Annotated in this window: 15 protein-coding genes; 6 read left to right on the top strand and 9 right to left on the bottom strand. The window is 71.2% G+C overall.

All coding sequences use genetic code 11. From position 1 onward, the window contains the following. Window positions 1–126 precede the first annotated feature (126 nt). The 3 genes from ACK4UM_RS13385 to ACK4UM_RS13375 are packed head-to-tail and all read left to right on the top strand — an operon-like array spanning window position 127 to window position 3,673. On the top strand, window positions 127–1,050 hold the full coding sequence (locus ACK4UM_RS13385) for an alpha/beta fold hydrolase (RefSeq protein WP_409799839.1): 924 nt from the start codon (window positions 127–129) through the stop codon (window positions 1,048–1,050). A 39-nt stretch (window positions 1,051–1,089) separates the two neighbouring features. Continuing rightward, the gene (locus tag ACK4UM_RS13380) at window positions 1,090–2,655 is read left to right on the top strand and encodes a phytoene desaturase (protein WP_409799956.1); all 1,566 of its coding nucleotides are present in this window, start codon (window positions 1,090–1,092) and stop codon (window positions 2,653–2,655) included. Next, window positions 2,627–3,673 carry a phytoene/squalene synthase family protein gene (locus ACK4UM_RS13375; RefSeq protein ID WP_409799836.1) on the top strand — a complete coding sequence of 349 codons (1,047 nt, stop codon included), beginning with the start codon at window positions 2,627–2,629 and terminating at the stop codon, window positions 3,671–3,673. Before ACK4UM_RS13380 ends, ACK4UM_RS13375 begins: the two co-directional genes overlap by 29 nt. Window positions 3,674–3,916: 243 nt before the next feature. Here ACK4UM_RS13375 and efp read toward each other — a convergent pair whose 3' ends face one another. Continuing rightward, window positions 3,917–4,486 (bottom strand): elongation factor P, encoded by a 570-nt coding sequence (gene efp, locus ACK4UM_RS13370; protein ID WP_409799833.1) that lies wholly within the window; start codon window positions 4,484–4,486, stop codon window positions 3,917–3,919. A 126-nt stretch (window positions 4,487–4,612) separates the two neighbouring features. Here efp and epmA point away from each other — a divergent pair, with 126 nt between their 5' ends. Both epmA and ACK4UM_RS13360 read left to right on the top strand, forming a co-directional pair. Then, window positions 4,613–5,659 (top strand): EF-P lysine aminoacylase EpmA, encoded by a 1,047-nt coding sequence (gene epmA / locus ACK4UM_RS13365; RefSeq protein WP_409799830.1) that lies wholly within the window; start codon window positions 4,613–4,615, stop codon window positions 5,657–5,659. Next, a complete protein-coding gene (locus ACK4UM_RS13360) occupies window positions 5,656–6,711 on the top strand; it encodes a lysine-2,3-aminomutase-like protein (RefSeq protein WP_409799828.1) in 1,056 nt (351 codons plus the stop codon). The genes epmA and ACK4UM_RS13360 overlap by 4 nt, the downstream gene beginning before the upstream one ends. Before the next feature lie 31 nt (window positions 6,712–6,742). Here the strand turns inward: ACK4UM_RS13360 and ACK4UM_RS13355 are convergent, their stop codons facing one another. Further along, a complete protein-coding gene (locus tag ACK4UM_RS13355; protein ID WP_409799826.1) occupies window positions 6,743–6,973 on the bottom strand; it encodes a DUF1674 domain-containing protein in 231 nt (76 codons plus the stop codon). A gap of 172 nt (window positions 6,974–7,145) precedes the next feature. Between ACK4UM_RS13355 and htpX the strand changes: the two genes are divergently transcribed. Next, a complete protein-coding gene (gene htpX, locus ACK4UM_RS13350; protein WP_409799824.1) occupies window positions 7,146–8,132 on the top strand; it encodes a zinc metalloprotease HtpX in 987 nt (328 codons plus the stop codon). Between the two features lie 16 nt (window positions 8,133–8,148). Here htpX and ACK4UM_RS13345 read toward each other — a convergent pair whose 3' ends face one another. From ACK4UM_RS13345 to ACK4UM_RS13315, 7 genes are all read right to left on the bottom strand, one after another. After that, a complete protein-coding gene (locus ACK4UM_RS13345; RefSeq protein WP_409799822.1) occupies window positions 8,149–9,447 on the bottom strand; it encodes a TRAP transporter large permease in 1,299 nt (432 codons plus the stop codon). Continuing rightward, window positions 9,447–9,956 carry a TRAP transporter small permease gene (locus tag ACK4UM_RS13340; RefSeq protein ID WP_409799820.1) on the bottom strand — a complete coding sequence of 170 codons (510 nt, stop codon included), beginning with the start codon at window positions 9,954–9,956 and terminating at the stop codon, window positions 9,447–9,449. The genes ACK4UM_RS13345 and ACK4UM_RS13340 overlap by 1 nt, the downstream gene beginning before the upstream one ends. A gap of 302 nt (window positions 9,957–10,258) precedes the next feature. Continuing rightward, window positions 10,259–11,386 carry an alanine racemase gene (gene alr / locus ACK4UM_RS13335; protein ID WP_409799817.1) on the bottom strand — a complete coding sequence of 376 codons (1,128 nt, stop codon included), beginning with the start codon at window positions 11,384–11,386 and terminating at the stop codon, window positions 10,259–10,261. Between the two features lie 10 nt (window positions 11,387–11,396). After that, window positions 11,397–12,890, bottom strand: a complete 1,494-nt coding sequence (locus ACK4UM_RS13330; RefSeq protein WP_409799815.1) for a replicative DNA helicase — start codon at window positions 12,888–12,890, stop codon at window positions 11,397–11,399. Window positions 12,891–13,055: 165 nt separating this feature from the next. Then, window positions 13,056–14,270, bottom strand: coding sequence for a DNA-processing protein DprA (gene dprA, locus ACK4UM_RS13325; RefSeq protein ID WP_409799812.1), 1,215 nt, complete (start codon window positions 14,268–14,270; stop codon window positions 13,056–13,058). Next, window positions 14,267–14,878 carry a glycerol-3-phosphate 1-O-acyltransferase PlsY gene (plsY, locus tag ACK4UM_RS13320; RefSeq protein WP_409799809.1) on the bottom strand — a complete coding sequence of 204 codons (612 nt, stop codon included), beginning with the start codon at window positions 14,876–14,878 and terminating at the stop codon, window positions 14,267–14,269. The genes dprA and plsY overlap by 4 nt, the downstream gene beginning before the upstream one ends. Continuing rightward, window positions 14,875–15,255, bottom strand: coding sequence for an endonuclease domain-containing protein (locus ACK4UM_RS13315; protein WP_409799806.1), 381 nt, complete (start codon window positions 15,253–15,255; stop codon window positions 14,875–14,877). The genes plsY and ACK4UM_RS13315 overlap by 4 nt, the downstream gene beginning before the upstream one ends. Window positions 15,256–15,721: the final 466 nt, after the last annotated feature.

Genomic DNA, 15,721 nt, shown 5'->3' with positions numbered 1-15,721 from the left:
GCACCCCACCCGACCTCGGTCGCTCCGCTCCCGAGGCCACCCTCCCCTTCAGGGAGGGATGAAGAGGACCCACCTCCCCTCCCCGCGCGTTCACGCGACGCGAAGAGGCAGAGAAAGGCGCAGAGGATGGCCGAAACCACGACGATCACCCTGCCCCCCGCCCAGCCCGGCGAGCGGCGCGAGACGGAGCGGCGGGCGGGGCGGCTCTCCTATTACGTCGCGGGATCGGGGCGCCCGCTCCTCCTGATCCATTCGATCAACGCCGCCGCCTCCGCCTACGAGATGCGTCCGCTCTTCGAGCGCCTCGCGCGGCACCGGCGCGTCTACGCCCCGGACCTGCCGGGCTACGGCTTCTCCGACCGCTCGCCGCGCGATTACTCGATCCGCCTGTTCACCGACGCGATCCACGACATGACCGACGCGATCGTCGAGGATGTCGGCGAGGGGCCCGTCGACGCGCTCGCGCTCTCCCTGTCGGCCGAGTTCCTGGCGCGGGCCGCGCGCGAGAACCCGGCGCGGTTCGCCACGCTCGCCATGGTCACCCCGACGGGCTTCATGAAGGGCTCGCACAAGAAGCGCGGACCCGCCGGCTCCTCGCGGGAGGTGCCGGGCGTGCACCGGGTTCTCTCGGCTGGCTTCGTCGGCAGGAAGCTCTTCGACGCGCTGACCTCCAAGATCTCGATCCGCTACTTCCTGCAGCGCACCTTCGGCCGAAAGGACGTGCCGGAGGATATGGTCGCGTACGATTGGGCTTCCGCCAAGCAACCGGGCGCGCGCTACGCGCCCTTCGCCTTCCTGTCGGGCAAGCTCTTCGCGGCGGACGTGCGCGACCTCTACGAGGGGCTGACGCTGCCGACTTACGTGCTGCACGGCACCAAGGGCGATTTCCGAGACTTCTCGGAAGCGGACTGGGCCATCGCGCGCGACAATTGGCTCTTCTCCGCCTTCGACACCGGCGCGCTCGTCCATATGGAAAAGCCCGACGAGTTCCTGGGCGCCTACGAGCGGTTCCTTACGGACAATTCCCAGGCACGCCACGCGACTGGCTGACGAAGTGTCCAGGCGGTGTTACGCTCCGCACCGATGGACATGCTGACACACCCCGCAGCGCCGCGCGCGCACAACCCGCCTCCCACGGACGCCCCGCACGCCGTCGTGATCGGCTCGGGCTTCGGCGGCCTCGCCGCGGCCGTCCGGCTCCTGGCGCGCGGTTACCGCGTCACGGTGCTGGAGCGGCTCGATCAGCCGGGCGGGCGGGCGCGCGTCTTCCGCGAGGGCGGCTTCACCTTCGATGCGGGCCCGACCCTGATCACCGCGCCGCATCTCTTCGCCGAATTGTGGACGCTCGCCGGGCGCCGCATCGAGGACGACGTCGAGATCGTTCCGCTCTCGCCCTTCTACGACATCCGCTTCGACGACGGCGAGACCTTCACCTACAGCGGCTCCTCGGAGGCGATGCGCCGGGAGGTCGCGCGCTTCTCGCCCGGCGACGTCGCCGGCTACGAGCGCTTTCTGGAGGTCAGCCGCGAGATCTGCCGCGTCGGCTTCGAGGAGCTCGGCCACGTCCCCTTCGGCTCGCTGCGCGACATGCTGAAGGCCGCGCCCGATCTCGTGCGCTTGGAAGCCTATCGCAGCGTCTACGGCCTCGTCGCCAAGCACATGAAGGACGAGCGGCTGCGCACCGTCTTCTCCTTCCACCCGCTCCTCATCGGCGGCAACCCCTTCTCGACGAGCGCCGTCTACGCGCTGATCCACCATCTCGAGAAGCATTGGGGCGTGCATTACGCCAAAGGCGGCATCAACCGGCTCGTGTCGGGCATCGTCTCGCTGATCGAGGGGCTCGGCGGCCAATTGCGGCTGAACGCGCCCGTCGCCGAAATCCTCTGCGAGGGGCGGCGCGCCTGCGGCGTGCGGCTCGGAAACGGAGAGCGGATCGCGGCGGATATCGTCGTCTCGAACGCCTGTTCGGCGGTGACGCACGGGACCCTCGTCCCCGAGCCGCTGCGGCGGCGCTGGACGGCGCGAAAACTCGCCCGCTCGCGCTTCTCGATGGGGCTGTTCGTCTGGTATTTCGGCACGCGCCGCCGCTACGAGGACGTGCGCCACCACACGATCCTGCTCGGGCCGCGCTATCGCGAGCTCCTCGACGATATCTTCGCGAGAAAGCGCCTCGCGGCCGACATGAGCCTCTATCTCCACCGCCCCTCCGCCTCCGATCCGAGCGTGGCGCCCGACGGCTGCGACGCCTTCTACGTCCTCTCGCCGGTGCCCAATCTCGCAGGCGACGTCGATTGGGAGACGCAAGCCGAGGCCTACCGGCAGCGGGTCGAGGCGCGGCTCGCGCAGACCGTGCTGCCGGGGCTTTCGGACGAGATCGTCGTCTCGCGCATGCTCACCCCGGCCGATTTCGCGAACGACTACGCCTCCTATCTCGGCGCGGGTTTCGGGCTCGAGCCCGTGATGTGGCAGAGCGCCTGGTTCCGGCCGCACAATCGCGCGGAGGACGTCGAGAACCTCTTCATCGTCGGCGCGGGCACCCATCCGGGCGCCGGCATGCCCGGCGTCCTCTCAACCGCGCGCGTGCTCGATCGCGTGGTGCCCGACCCCCGAGATCTGCCGAGACCGCATGCACGCGCCAGCACAGCGACCTCCTGAGGAGCACCCCTCGGCGGATGCCGACATCGCGGCCTGCGCGCTGCTCCTGCGCGGCGGCTCGCGCTCCTTCCACGCCGCCTCGCGGGTGCTGCCGCGGCGCATCGCGGAGCCGGCGGCGGCGCTCTACGCCTTCTGCCGCGTCGCCGACGACGCCGTCGATCACGGCCACGACCGCCACGCCGCGCTCGCCCTCCTGCGCGAGCGGCTGGAGCGCGTCTACGAGGGGCGCCCGGCGAACCAGGCGATCGACCGCGCCTTCGCGGCGGTGGCGACGCGCTATCGGCTGCCGCGCGCGCTCCCCGAAGCGCTGCTCGAGGGCTTCGCCTGGGATGCGCAGGAGCGCGTCTACGAGACCCTGTCGGAGGTCGCCGCCTATGCCGCGCGCGTGGCGGGCACGGTCGGCGCGATGATGGCGCTCCTGATGGATCGCCGCGAGCCCGACGTGCTCGCCCGCGCCTGCGATCTCGGGGTGGCGATGCAATACACCAACATCGCCAGGGACGTGGGCGAGGACGCGGCGAACGGGCGGCTCTATCTGCCCCGTGCCTGGCTGCGCGAGGAGGGGGTCGATCCGGACGCCTTCCTCGCCGATCCGCGCCCCTCGCCGGGCCTCGCGCGCACGATCGCGCGGCTCGTGCGCGAGGCGGACATTCTATACGACCGCGCGCTGCCGGGGATCGCCGCCCTGCCCGCCGATTGCCGGCCCGGCATTCTCGCCGCGCGCGCGCTCTATCGCGAGATCGGCCACGCGGCCGTGCGGCGCGGCGGCGGGCACGCGCTCGAACGCGCGGTGGTGCCCCCCGCCCGTCAGGCGCTGATCGTCGCGGGCGCGCTCGGCCGCGCCTGGCTGCCGCTCGGCGCGACGGGCGGCGACGCGCCAGCGCTGCCGGAAGTCGCCTTCCTCGTCGACGCCGCCGCCGACCCCGCCGGGCGCCTCGTGCGCCCGACGCTCGAGGCGCGGTTCGTGTGGGTCATCGATCTGTTCGAGCGGCTGGAGCGGCGCGACCGGCGCGGGTGAGCCGTGCGATGATCGGTGCTCGCGAGCAGCGAGGGAACGCTGTCATCCCGGGCCGCGAAGCGGACCCGGGACCCATGCGCGCCGACGTCCGTCCGAGCGCGCATGCCGCGCACGCTCCTCGACCGATCAGCGGCTTTCGTCAGCCAAACGCAGCCTACAGGCTGCGACCGAAGCGTCGAGGGTATGGGTCCCGGATCGCCTTCGGCGTCCGGGATGACACGCTCGTGTTGCAGATGCGCGCGATCAATCCTTCGCGCGCTCGACGTAAGACCCGTCCTCGGTCATGACCACGATGCGGGTGCCGGCCGAGATGTGCGGCGGGACCATCGAGCGCACGCCGTTCGAGAGCATCGCCGGCTTGTAGGAGGAGGAGGCCGTCTGGCCCTTGACCACCGGCTCGGTCTCGACCACCTCCAGCGTGACGCGCTGGGGCAGCTCGATCGCGATGGCGTTGCCCTCGTGCAGCTTGAGCATGACGGCCATGCCCTCCTGCAGATAGGCGGACTGGTCGCCGATGTCGTCCTTCGCCATGGTGACCTGGTCGAAGGTCTCCGGGTTCATGAAGTGGAAGCCCTCGCCGTCCTCGTAGAGGAAGGTGTGCTCGCGATCCTCGACGGTGGCGCGCTCGACCTGCTCGGTCGTGCGGTAGCGCTCGGAGATCTTGGTGCCGTCGGAGATGCGGCGCAGATCGAGCTGCGTGACCGGCGTGCCCTTGCCGGGATGGATGTTCTGTGCGGTGAGAACCACGTAGAGCTTGCCGTCGATGTCGACGACGTTGCCCTTGCGCAGGCTGCTCGCGATGACCTTTGCCATGTTTCGTCCACTTCGTCTCGCGCCGCGCCGTGCGCGGCCTTGAACCGGCTCGGCAAGCCGATTAACCCACCACGGCAGCCGGGTCTAGTCGCCCCGCGTCGAACCGCCTCGAAGAAAGCACGCGTGATGACAGCCCCCCGCATCTCAGACCGCGCCGCCCATGCCGACAAGCGCCCCTTCCTCGTGGCGCGCGCGGCCGTGACCGCGGCGATCCGCGGGCATTTCGCGCGCGCCGATTTCGTCGAGGTGGAAACCGCCTGTCTCCAGGTCTCGCCCGGCAACGAGGCGCATCTGCACGCCTTCGAGACGACTATCCGCGCGACCGACGGCGCGAGCGCGCCGCTCTACCTCCACACCTCCCCAGAATTCGCCTGCAAGAAACTGCTCGCGGCGGGCGAGGAGCGGCTCTTCGCGCTCGCGCGCGTGTTTCGCAACCGCGAGCGCGGACCCCTCCACCACCCCGAATTCACGATGCTCGAATGGTACCGCGCCCGCGCGCCCTACACCGCTCTGTGGGCGGATTGCGCGGACCTCCTGCGCCTCGCGGCGGACGCCGTCGGCACCGATCGGCTCGCCTGGCGCGGCATCGTGATCGATCCCTTCGCCGAGCCGGAGGTGGTCACCCTCGCGGAAGCCTTCGCGCGCCATGCGGGGATCGATCTCCTCGCGAGCGTGGCGCCGGGCGGGGAGACCGACCGCGAGACCCTCGCCGCCGCCGCCCGCGCGGCCGGAATCCGCGTCGCGCCGGACGACACCTGGGCGGACGTGTTCTCGAAGGTGCTCGTCGAGCGCGTCGAGCCGAAGCTCGGCATGGAGCGTGCCACGATCCTGTGCGAATACCCCGTCTGCGAGGCCGCCCTCGCCCGCGTCGCGCCCCACGAGCCCCGCGTGGCCGAGCGCTTCGAGCTCTATGCCTGCGGCGTCGAGCTCGCGAACGGTTTCGGCGAGCTCACCGACGCCGCCGAGCAGCGCCGCCGCTTCGAGGCGGAGATGGACGAGAAGGCGCGGGTCTATGGCGAGCGCTACCCGCTCGACGAGGATTTCCTCGACGCCCTCCCCCACATGCCCGACGCCGCCGGCTGCGCGCTCGGCTTCGACCGGCTCGTGATGCTGGCGTCCGGCGCGCGGCGCATCGAGGACGTCCTGTGGACGCCCGTCGCGGAGCTGCCATGACGGCCCCCTCCCCCCGCACCCTGCGCAACCTCGACGATCTCGCGCGAGCCGGCCTCCTGCCCGCGGACGCCGCGCCCGAGGCGCTGCGATCGGTCGCCGCGCGCTACGCGATCGCGCTCACGCCGCACGTCGCCGGGCTGATCGATCGCGACGACCCTGCCGACCCGATCGCGCGACAATACGTGCCCGACGCCCGCGAGATCGTCACGACCCCGCAGGAGCGCGACGACCCGATCGGCGACGAGGCCCATTCGCCCGTGCCCGGCATCGTCCACCGCTATCCCGACCGCGTTCTCCTGAAGGCGGTCAGCGTCTGCCCGGTCTATTGCCGCTTCTGCTTCCGCCGCGAGATGGTGGGGCCCCAGCATGGTGGGCTCCTCCCCCCCGCCGATCTCGAGCGGGCCTTCCGCTACATCGCGGACCATCGCGAGATCTGGGAGGTGATCCTCACCGGCGGCGACCCGCTCGTGCTCGCGCCCCGCCGCCTGGCCGCCCTGATGGAGCGGCTCGCGTCGATCGCGCACGTGCGCATCGCGCGCGTCCACACCCGGGTGCCGGTGGTCGATCCCGGCCATGTCGACGCGGACCTCGTCGACGCGCTGATGGCCTGCGGCAAGAGCGTCTACGTCGCGATCCACGCCAACCACCCGCGCGAGCTCGGTTCGGAGGCCCGCGCCGCCCTCGCCCGGCTCGCCGATGCGGGGATCGTCCTCGTCTCGCAGAGCGTGCTCCTGCGCGGCGTCAACGACGACGTCGAGACCCTCGCCGCCCTCATGCGCGCCTTCGTCGAGGCGCGGGTGAAGCCCTACTACCTCCACCACCCGGATCTCGCGCCGGGCACCGGCCATTTCCGGCTTCCCGTCGAGGAGGGGCAGGCGCTGGTGCGGGCTCTGCGCGGGCGGCTCTCGGGCCTGTGCCAGCCGACCTACGTCCTCGACATCCCCGGCGGCGCCGGCAAGAGCCCGATCGGACCGACCTATCTGGGGGCGGACGAGATCGAGGATTGGCAGGGGCTGCGGCACCCGCTCCCGCGAGCGCCGTCCGCGGACTGACGTTCTCGCGCGCGCACGGCCCTCGCCGCCCTCACGAGAAGTCGGAGGCGAGCCCCTTGATCTCCCAATCGGAATAGCGCACCGGCTCGAGCCCCCCGCGGCCGTACACCTCCTTCTCGGCGGCGATCTCGGCGGCGCGGGCGTCGATCTCGGCGCGGCGGGCGGCCGCCTCTTCGAGGGCGCGGCGAGCGGCCGGCGAGAGCGGCTTTCCGGGGGCAGCGCCCGGCACGTCGGCTGAGTGGTCGCGCGTCTCGTCCGTCATCGTTCTCCCCTCGCTCCGGCTCGGGGACGGCGCGACAGCGGCGACGTCGCCGTCGATCTTGCCGTCACCCTCCCTGAGAACCCACATATGGTCGAGATCGTCATATAGGCCGAGCGGCCCGGCCCCGGGAGGCCCGCCGCTCGCCGAGCACCTATACGAGGACGGCACCACGATGAACATGGTCAAGACCGGCATTCTGCTCGCGGCGCTCACCGCGCTCTTCGGCGTCGCCGGGCTCGTCATCGGCGGCGAGGGCGGCATGCTGATCGCGCTCGGCATCGCCGCGGCGACGAACCTCTACGCCTATTGGAATTCGGACACCCTCGCGCTCAAGGCCTTCAACGCGCGGGAGGTGAACGAGGCGCAGGCGCCGGAGCTGCACGCCATGGTGCGCGACCTCGCGCGCAACGCGAACATGCCGATGCCGCGCGTCTACGTCATCGACAACCCGCAGCCCAACGCCTTCGCGACGGGCCGCAACCCCGAGAATGCCGCGGTCGCCGCGACGACGGGCCTCATGAACATGCTCTCGCGCGAGGAGCTCGCCGGGGTGATGGCGCACGAGCTCGCCCACATCAAGAACCGCGACACGCTGATCATGACGGTGTCGGCGACGATCGCGGGCGCGCTCTCGACGCTGGCGCAATTCGGCTTCCTCTTCGGCGGGATGCGCGGCAACGATCGGCCGGGCGGGCCGCTCGTGATGATCGCGATGATGATCCTCGCGCCGCTCGCGGCGATGATCATCCAGATGGCGATCAGCCGCTCGCGCGAATACGCCGCCGACAAGGAAGGCGCGGACATCTGCGGCAATCCGATCTGGCTCGCCTCCGCGCTGCAGAAGATCTCCGGCGGCGTCGCCCGCGTGCCGAACGGCGACGCCGAGCGTCATCCGGCGGCGGCGCACCTGTTCATCGTCAATCCCCTCAAGGGCGGGGCGGTGGACAACATGTTCGCCACCCACCCCGCGACCGAGAACCGCATCGCCGCGCTCATGGACTATGCCCGCGAGCGCGGCGCCGGTCCCGGCAGCGGCGGCATCGGCGCGGGCGGGGTGGGGCCCGGCCTCGCGGCGGAGCGGCCGACGCGCGCCCGCGGCGCCTCGCCGACGCCCACGATCGGCGGCGCCCCCCGCCGCCCCCGCGGCCCCTGGGGATGATCGCGAGGCGCCCTCCTCAGGTGATCCGATAACCGAGCGCGCGGGGCAGCCACAGAGCGAGTTCCGGGAACACGATCACCGCGAGGAGCGCGCCGAGCATCGACAGGATGAACCAGCCGACCCAGCGGAAGGTCGATTCCAGCGGCACGTTCGCGATCTTCGCCGTCACCATGAGATTGACGGCGACGGGCGGCGTGAACTGGCCGATCGCGATGTTCATCGCCATCACGATCCCGAACCAGACCTGCGACCAGCCGAAGGCCTGCATCACCGGCACGAGCAAGGGCAGCGTGATGAGGTAGATCGACACCCCGTCGAGCACCATGCCGGCGAGGAGCAGCAGCAGCATGACCACGAGGAGCACGATCCATTCGCGCTCGCCGATGGCGAGGATCGTGTCCGCGGCGGCGCGGAAGGCGCCCATGGTCGAGCCCGCCCAGGCGAAGATGCCCGCGAGCGAGATGATCAGCAACAGGACGCCCGAGATCTTCGCGCTCTCGACGAGCGTGAGGTAGATCTCCTTCACGCCCATCGTGCGGTAGAACACCGTGCCGACGAGGAGGCCGTAGAAGACGGCGACGACGGCGGTCTCGGTCGGCGTGAACAGGCCCGAGCGCAGGCCCCCCAGAATGATCACCGGCGCCATCAGGCCGGGCAGCGCGCGCCGGAAGCTCGGCCAGAAGGGTGGGCGCTTGTGGCCCTCCTCCGCGCCGAAATCGTGCACGCGCGAGAGGATCACGGTCGGGATCGCGATCGCGAGGCCCACCAGCAGCCCCGGCACGAGCCCCGCCGCGAAGAGCGCGCGCAGATCGACGCCCGGCACCAGCACCGCGTAGACGATCAGCGCGATCGAGGGCGGGATCAGGATCGCGGTGGAGGCGGAGGCCGCGATGACGGAGGCCGAGAAGGGTTTGGGATAGCCCGCCTTGAGCATCGAGGGCAGCATCACGGTCGCGACCGCGGCGGCGTCGGCGGGGCCGGAGCCCGACATGCCGCCCATGATCAGGCAGACCAGGATCGCGACGAGGGCGAGCCCGCCGCGGCGCGGCCCGACGATGGCCTGCGCGAAGACGACGAGCCGCTCGGCGACGCCGGAGCGCTCGAACACCATGCCCGTGAGGATGAAGAGCGGGATGGCGATCAGCGGGTATTTGGCGACGCCGTTCCAGGTATTGGTGCCGATCGTCGCGAGCGACGTGAGATCGAGCCCCACCAGGATGCCGATCGCCCCCGCGAGGCCGAGCGCGACCGCGATCGGCGTGCCGATCAGCATCAACCCGACGAAGACGAGGAGGAGGACGAGATTGGCCTCCATCAGACCGCCCGCCCGCGCCAGACCGCGATCGCCCGGCCGATCACCCGCCCGATGATGGCGAGGCAGAGGATCGGCAGCCAGATCGTGTACATCCAGGTCGGGTTGCCGAGCCCCGGCGACGTCTCGCGCCAGAACCACTCGTCGTAGGTGACCTGCGCGCCGTAATAGACGATCAGCGCGAACATCGCGGTGGTGGCGAGAAGCGTGATCGCGTCCGCCACGCGGCGCATCGCCGGTCCCATCCGGTCGCGCAGGACGGTGATGCGAATGTGCTCGCCGGTGGCGAACGCCGCGGACGCGCCCACGAAGGTCATGAAGACGAGGAGCACGACCGAGAATTCCTCGGTGAAGGCGAAGGACGAGCGCGTGACGTAGCGCGCGACGACGTTGCCCATTGAGATCAGACAGATCGCCGCCATCGCCGCCGCCCCCAGCGCCTCCTCGATCCGCACCGGCACCCGCACATGGGCGGCGCGGTTCTGGCGGGGGTCCTCGGCGGGTTCGGGCATGGCTTCGTCTCGGCTCTAGTGGAGAACCCCTCTCCCGAAAGGGAGCGGGGCAGGTTTGAGGGAACACGGCTCGTCGTCGAGCGACGAGCGCTGCATTTCCCGTCCGCACGATCTCCGCCCGTCGACGAAGGCCGCAACGGTGTCCCCTCCCCCTTGGGGGAGGGCAGTGGGACTCCTCTGGGGTGGGGGTCGTGCAGGAGGAACCGCGACGGTGCCCCCTCGATGCCCCCCATCCGTCTCCGGTCGGCTGACGCCGCCCGGAGCCACCTTCCCCACAAGGGGGAAGGACAAGCCTGCATCCTTCACCCGCCCCCGCGAAACACCCGCCGGTAGCGGCGGCCGAGGGATGTCAGGATCTCGTAGCCGATCGTTCCCGCCCGCGCCCCCACCTCGTCGATTTCCAAGCCGTCGCCGATCAGCACGACCGCCTCCCCGCGGCGGACGCTCTCGGGGGGCGCGTCGGTCACGTCGAGGATGACGAGGTCCATCGAGACCGTGCCGACGAAGGGACAGCGCACGCCGCCGACGAGGGCCATCCCCGCCGCCACCCCTGCTCTCGCCTTCGCGTCCGTCCCGCTCGCCGCGCGCGGATAGCCGTCGGCATAGCCGAGCGCGATCGTCGCGAGGCGCCGCGGGCCGGGCGCGATCCAGGTCGAGCCGTAGCCGGCGCCCTCTCCCGCCGACACCTCGCGCACCTGCAGGATCGGCGTCTCGAGCCGCACGACCGCGCGCATCGGATTGGCGGCGCCGGGCGTCGGGTTGCCGCCGTAGAGCGCGTAGCCGGGCCGTGCGAGGTCGCAGGCGGGCGCGCCCGCGAGATAGATGCCGGACGAATTCGCGAACGAGGTCGGCCAGCCCTCGAACGCCTGCGTCAACCGCGCAAAGGCGGCGATCTGGGCGGCATTCACCGGCGCCTGAGGCGCTTCCGCAGAGACGAGATGGGTCATCAGGAGGGGCGTGCCGAGCGCCGCGAGAGCCCCCTCCGCGCGCATCGCGAGCGCCTCCTCGACCGGCAGCCCGAGGCGGCTCATGCCCGTGTCGACGTGCAGCGCGCAAGGCAGCGCCGCCCCGCCGCAGGCGGCGATCCATTCCGCGACCTCCTCGGCGCCGTTGAGGACCGGCCGCAGGCCCGCCGCGACGAGCGCGCCCGCCGCGCCCGGCTGGAAGCCGCCGAGGACGTAGACGCTCGCCTCGCGGCAGGTGCGCAGCACGCGCAGCCCCTCGGAGAGATGGGCGACGAAGAAGGTGCGGCAGCCCGCTCGCGCGAGCGCGGGCACCGCCGCCTCGATGCCGATGCCGTAGGCGTCCGCCTTGACGACGGCGGCGCAGGCGCGGTCGCGCGCGTCCGCCGCGAGCCGGCGCCAATTGGCGCCGAGCGCGTCGAGGTCGATCGTGAGGGTGCCCGCGTCCGGGCCCGGCTCGATGGTCACGCGCGTCTCCTCAATCGCCGATGCGCTCGGGCAGCTTGTCCTCGTCGGCGAGATTCGTGAAGCGGGTGATGTCGGCGATGAAGGCGAGCTGCACGGTGCCGGTGGGGCCGTGACGCTGCTTGCCGATGATCACCTCGGCCTTGCCGTGGGCGGCGTCCATCTCCGCCTGCCACTTGAAGTGCTCTTCCGTGCCGGGCTTCGGCTCCTTGTTCTTGAGGTAGTATTCGTCGCGATAGACGAACATCACCACGTCCGCGTCCTGCTCGATCGAGCCCGATTCGCGCAGGTCCGAGAGCTGCGGCCGCTTGTCCTCGCGCGATTCCACCTGGCGGGAGAGCTGGGAGAGGCCGATGATCGGCACCGACAATTCCTTGGCGAGCGCCTTCATGCCGGTGGTGATCTCGGTGAGCTCCTGGACGCGGTTGTCGCTCTTCTTGCCCGAGCCCGAGAGGAGCTGGAGATAGTCGACGACGAGGAGGTCGAGCCCCCGCTGGCGCTTGAGCCGACGCGCGCGGGCGGTGAGCTGCGCGATCGAGATGCCGCCGGTCTGGTCGATGTAGAAGGGGATCGACTGCATCTCGCGGGCGGCGTCGGTGATCTTGTAGAACTCGTCCTCGCGGATGTCGCCGCGGCGGATCTTGTAGGAGGGGATGCCGGATTGCTCGGCGATGATGCGGGTGGCGAGCTGCTCGGCCGACATTTCGAGCGAGAAGAAGCCGACGATACCGCCCGAGACCGTCTCCATCGTCCCGTCCGGCCGCTTCTCGGCCTTGTAGGATTTGGCGATGTTGTAGGCGATGTTGGTTGCGAGCGAGGTCTTGCCCATGGCCGGGCGGCCCGCGAGGATGATCAGGTCGGAGGGCTGCAGGCCGCCCATCATGCGGTCGAGATCGACGAGCCCGGTCGAGATGCCCGAGAGCGCCCCCTCGCGCTGATAGGCCTTCGCCGCCATGTCGACGGCGGAGGTGAGCGCGTCGGCGAAGCGCTGGAAGCCGCCGTCGTAGCGGCCCGTCTCGGCGAGCGCGAAGAGCTTGCGCTCGGCGTCCTCGATCTGCTCGCGCGGGGTCGATTCGACCGGCGCGTCGTAGGCGACGTTGACCATGTCCTCGCCGACCTGGATCAGCTGCCGGCGGATCGCGAGATCGTAGATCGTGCGCCCGTAATCGAGCGCGTTGATGACCGTCGTCGCCTCCGCCGCGAGGCGGGCGAGATATTGCGAGACGGTGAGCCCGCCGAGATCGGCGTCGCCGAGATAGGTCTTGAGCGTGATCGGGGTCGCGACCTTGCCCGCCTTGATGAGGCTCGACGTCACCTCGAAGATGCGCCGGTGCAGGTCCTCGAAGAAGTGCTCCGGGGCGAGGAAGTCGGAGACGCGGTAGAAGGCCTCGTTGTTCACGAGGATCGCGCCGAGCAGTGCCTGCTCGGCCTCGATGTTGTTGGGCGCCATGCGGAGTTCCCGCTCGCCGTGATCGAGCCGTGCGACGAGCGCGGTGGCCGTGGACATGGTGTGTGCGTTCCCGAATCGTTTCCGTCTCCAGGACACCCTAGGCCATGCCGCGGGCCGCGTGAAACGCCCGCGCGTCGCAGGGCGCGCTATCCCCGTTGTCAACAGGACGGCGAAGAGCCGCGCCGCGCCCGCCGCCGAGACCCCGCTGCCGAGACCCGCTTCTCAGACCCTCTCCGGCACGAGCGACACCGCGTCCCCGCCATGGCGCTCGAGCCGGCCCTCGAGCTCGAGCAGGAACAGCACCTCGCGCACGGTGCCGACCGGCAGCCCCGATTGGCGGGCGAGGTCGTCGGTCGCGATCGGCGCCGGACCCATCAGCCCGACGAGCCGCGCGCGGGAATCCTCGTCCGCATCGGGCGGGTGGGCGCTCTCGTCGTCGAGGAGGACCGGAACCGCCGGCGCGGGCGGCAGCGGCACGCCGAAATCGAGCCAATCGAGCTCGTCCCAGAGCGATTCGGAGGGGATCGCGAGCGGCGCCTCCTCGGCGTTGAGGCTCTCGATGTAGCCCTGCTCGACGAGGGGCGCGAGGGCGGCGATCACGTGCTCGGCCGCCGCGCACAGGGTCGCGCCCTCGCGGATGAGGTCGTTCGTGCCCTCCGCGCGCGGATCGAGCGGCGAGCCCGGCACCGCGAAGACGAGGCGGCCCTGCTCGTTGGCGAAGCGTGCCGTGATCAGCGACCCCGAGCGCCGCGCGGCCTCGATCACGACGGTGCCGAGCGACAGCCCCGAGACGATCCGGTTGCGGCGCGGGAAGTCGCGCGCCTTCGGCTCCCAGGCGATCGGCATCTCGGACAGGATCGCCCCGCCCTCCGCGACGATCCGCTCGGCGAGGCTCGCGTGCTCGGGGGGATAGATCCGGTCGTGCCCGCCGGCGAGGACCGCGATCGTGGCCGACGGCACCGCCTTGTGGGCGGCCGCGTCGATGCCGCGCGCGAGACCCGAGACGACCGCGAAGCCGGCCTCGGCGAGATCGCGCGAGAGCCGCGCCGCGAAGGTCAGCCCCGCGCCCGACGCGTTGCGCGAGCCGACCATCGCGACCGCCGGCCGCGCGAGGACGTCGCCCGCGCCCCGCAGCGCGATCACAGGCGGCGCGGTGTCGATGGCGCGCAGCGCGCGTGGGTAATCCGGCTCGCCCGCGCAGACGAAGCGCGCCCCGATCCGCCGCGCGGCCTCCACCTCGCGCTCGACGTCGGCGCGGCTCGCGATGCGCAGGCGCCCGCGCCCGGCCTTTCGCGCGAGATCGGGCAGCGCTTCGAGCGCCGCGCCTGCGCCGCCGTACTGGTTCACGAGGGCGCGGAACGTGCGGGGGCCGACGTTCTCGCTGCGGATGAGCCTGAGCCAGTCGAAACGCTGCTCGTCGGTGAAGGCTGCGGTCATGACCTCCCGATCCTGCTCTCGGTGCCGGCGAGCAACCTCTTGAGGTTCTCGCGATGCTTCCACCAGAGCAGAATCGTGAGGAGAATTGCAAGCTCCGCGATCTGACGCTCGCCCACCCACCACAGGGTTGCGGGAGCGACGAGGCTCGCCACGAGCGCCGAGAGCGAGGAGTAGCGGCTGACGAAGGCGACCGCGAGCCAGGCGGCGCAGAAAGCGAGCGCGACGCGCCAATCGAGGCCGATCAGGACGCCGATATAGGTCGCGACCCCCTTGCCGCCCTTGAACCCCAACCACACGGGGTAGCAATGCCCTGCAAACGCGCCGAGCGCGGCGAGGATCGCGGTATTGGGCCCGAACTGCCAGGCGAGGAGAACGACGATCGTGCCCTTGAGCGCATCGAGCACGAGGGTCGCCGCCGCGAGGTCCTTGCGGCCGGTGCGCAGGACGTTCGTCGTGCCGATATTGCCCGAGCCGATCTTGCGCACGTCCCCGAGGCCGGCGGCCTTCGTGAGGAGAAGGCCGAAGGGGATCGAGCCCGCGAGATAGCCGATCGCGAGCGCGCCGAGATAATAGGGCCAGGCGAGCCCCCAATTCATGCTCTCGATCATGGGCTCGGCCCCTCCCCTACCCGTTCCTTCACGCTGTCGAGAATCGCCTCGACGATTGCGCCGACATTGCCCCGAACGTGCGCATTCGTGAAGCGCAGGACGCGATAGCCCTGGGATTCGAGATGTTCGGTGCGCTTCGCGTCGTAGGCGAGGCCGTCGTCGCGGCCGTGCTGGTCTCCGTCCACCTCGACGACGAGCCGCAGGCCGTGATGGGCGAAATCCGCGAAATAGGGCCCGATCGGGACCTGTCGGCGGAAATGGCCGGAGGGGAGCTCGATCGCCCGCAATTGCGCCCACAGGAGCCGCTCCTCCCGCGTCGCCTCGCGCCGCAGCCGCCGCGCGCGCGGCACGCGCGGATCCTTGCGCTCGCCGGGCATGGGAAGCCTCCTCGGGGATGGGGGTGGGGGTGGGGGTGGCGGGGGTGGCGGGGGTGGCGTTCGCGTCGAGTAGATCCCTGCGCCGATGGTCACGCAAGACCGAATTGCAGTTCGCGACGGGATTCCCCTCCCCCCGCGCAGCGGCGGGGAGGGGTTAGGGGTGGGGGGTGGTGGGGCTTGTGGTGTGGTTCGTGGTCATGCTCCGGCGAAGAGGCCGAACACGCCTCCCCACCCGCTCCACACGCCCCACCGCCCCCCACCCATACCCTCCCCGCCGCTGCGCGGGGGGAGGGGGACGTCGGCGTCGAGTCGATCCTCGCGCCGATCGCCTAGCACGACCGAATTGCAGTTCGCGCCGGGATTCCCCTCCCCCCCGGGGGCGGGGGCGCGGGGGGGGGGGGGGGGGGGGGGGGGGGGGGGGGGGTGAGGGGGGGGGGGGGGGGGGGGGGGGGGGGGTGGGGGGGGG

The organism is Salinarimonas sp., assembly GCF_046292825.1.
Lineage (GTDB): Bacteria > Pseudomonadota > Alphaproteobacteria > Rhizobiales > Beijerinckiaceae > Salinarimonas.
Note: the sequence above shows the minus strand (reverse complement) of the source record. Positions and strands in the feature narration are given on the sequence as shown.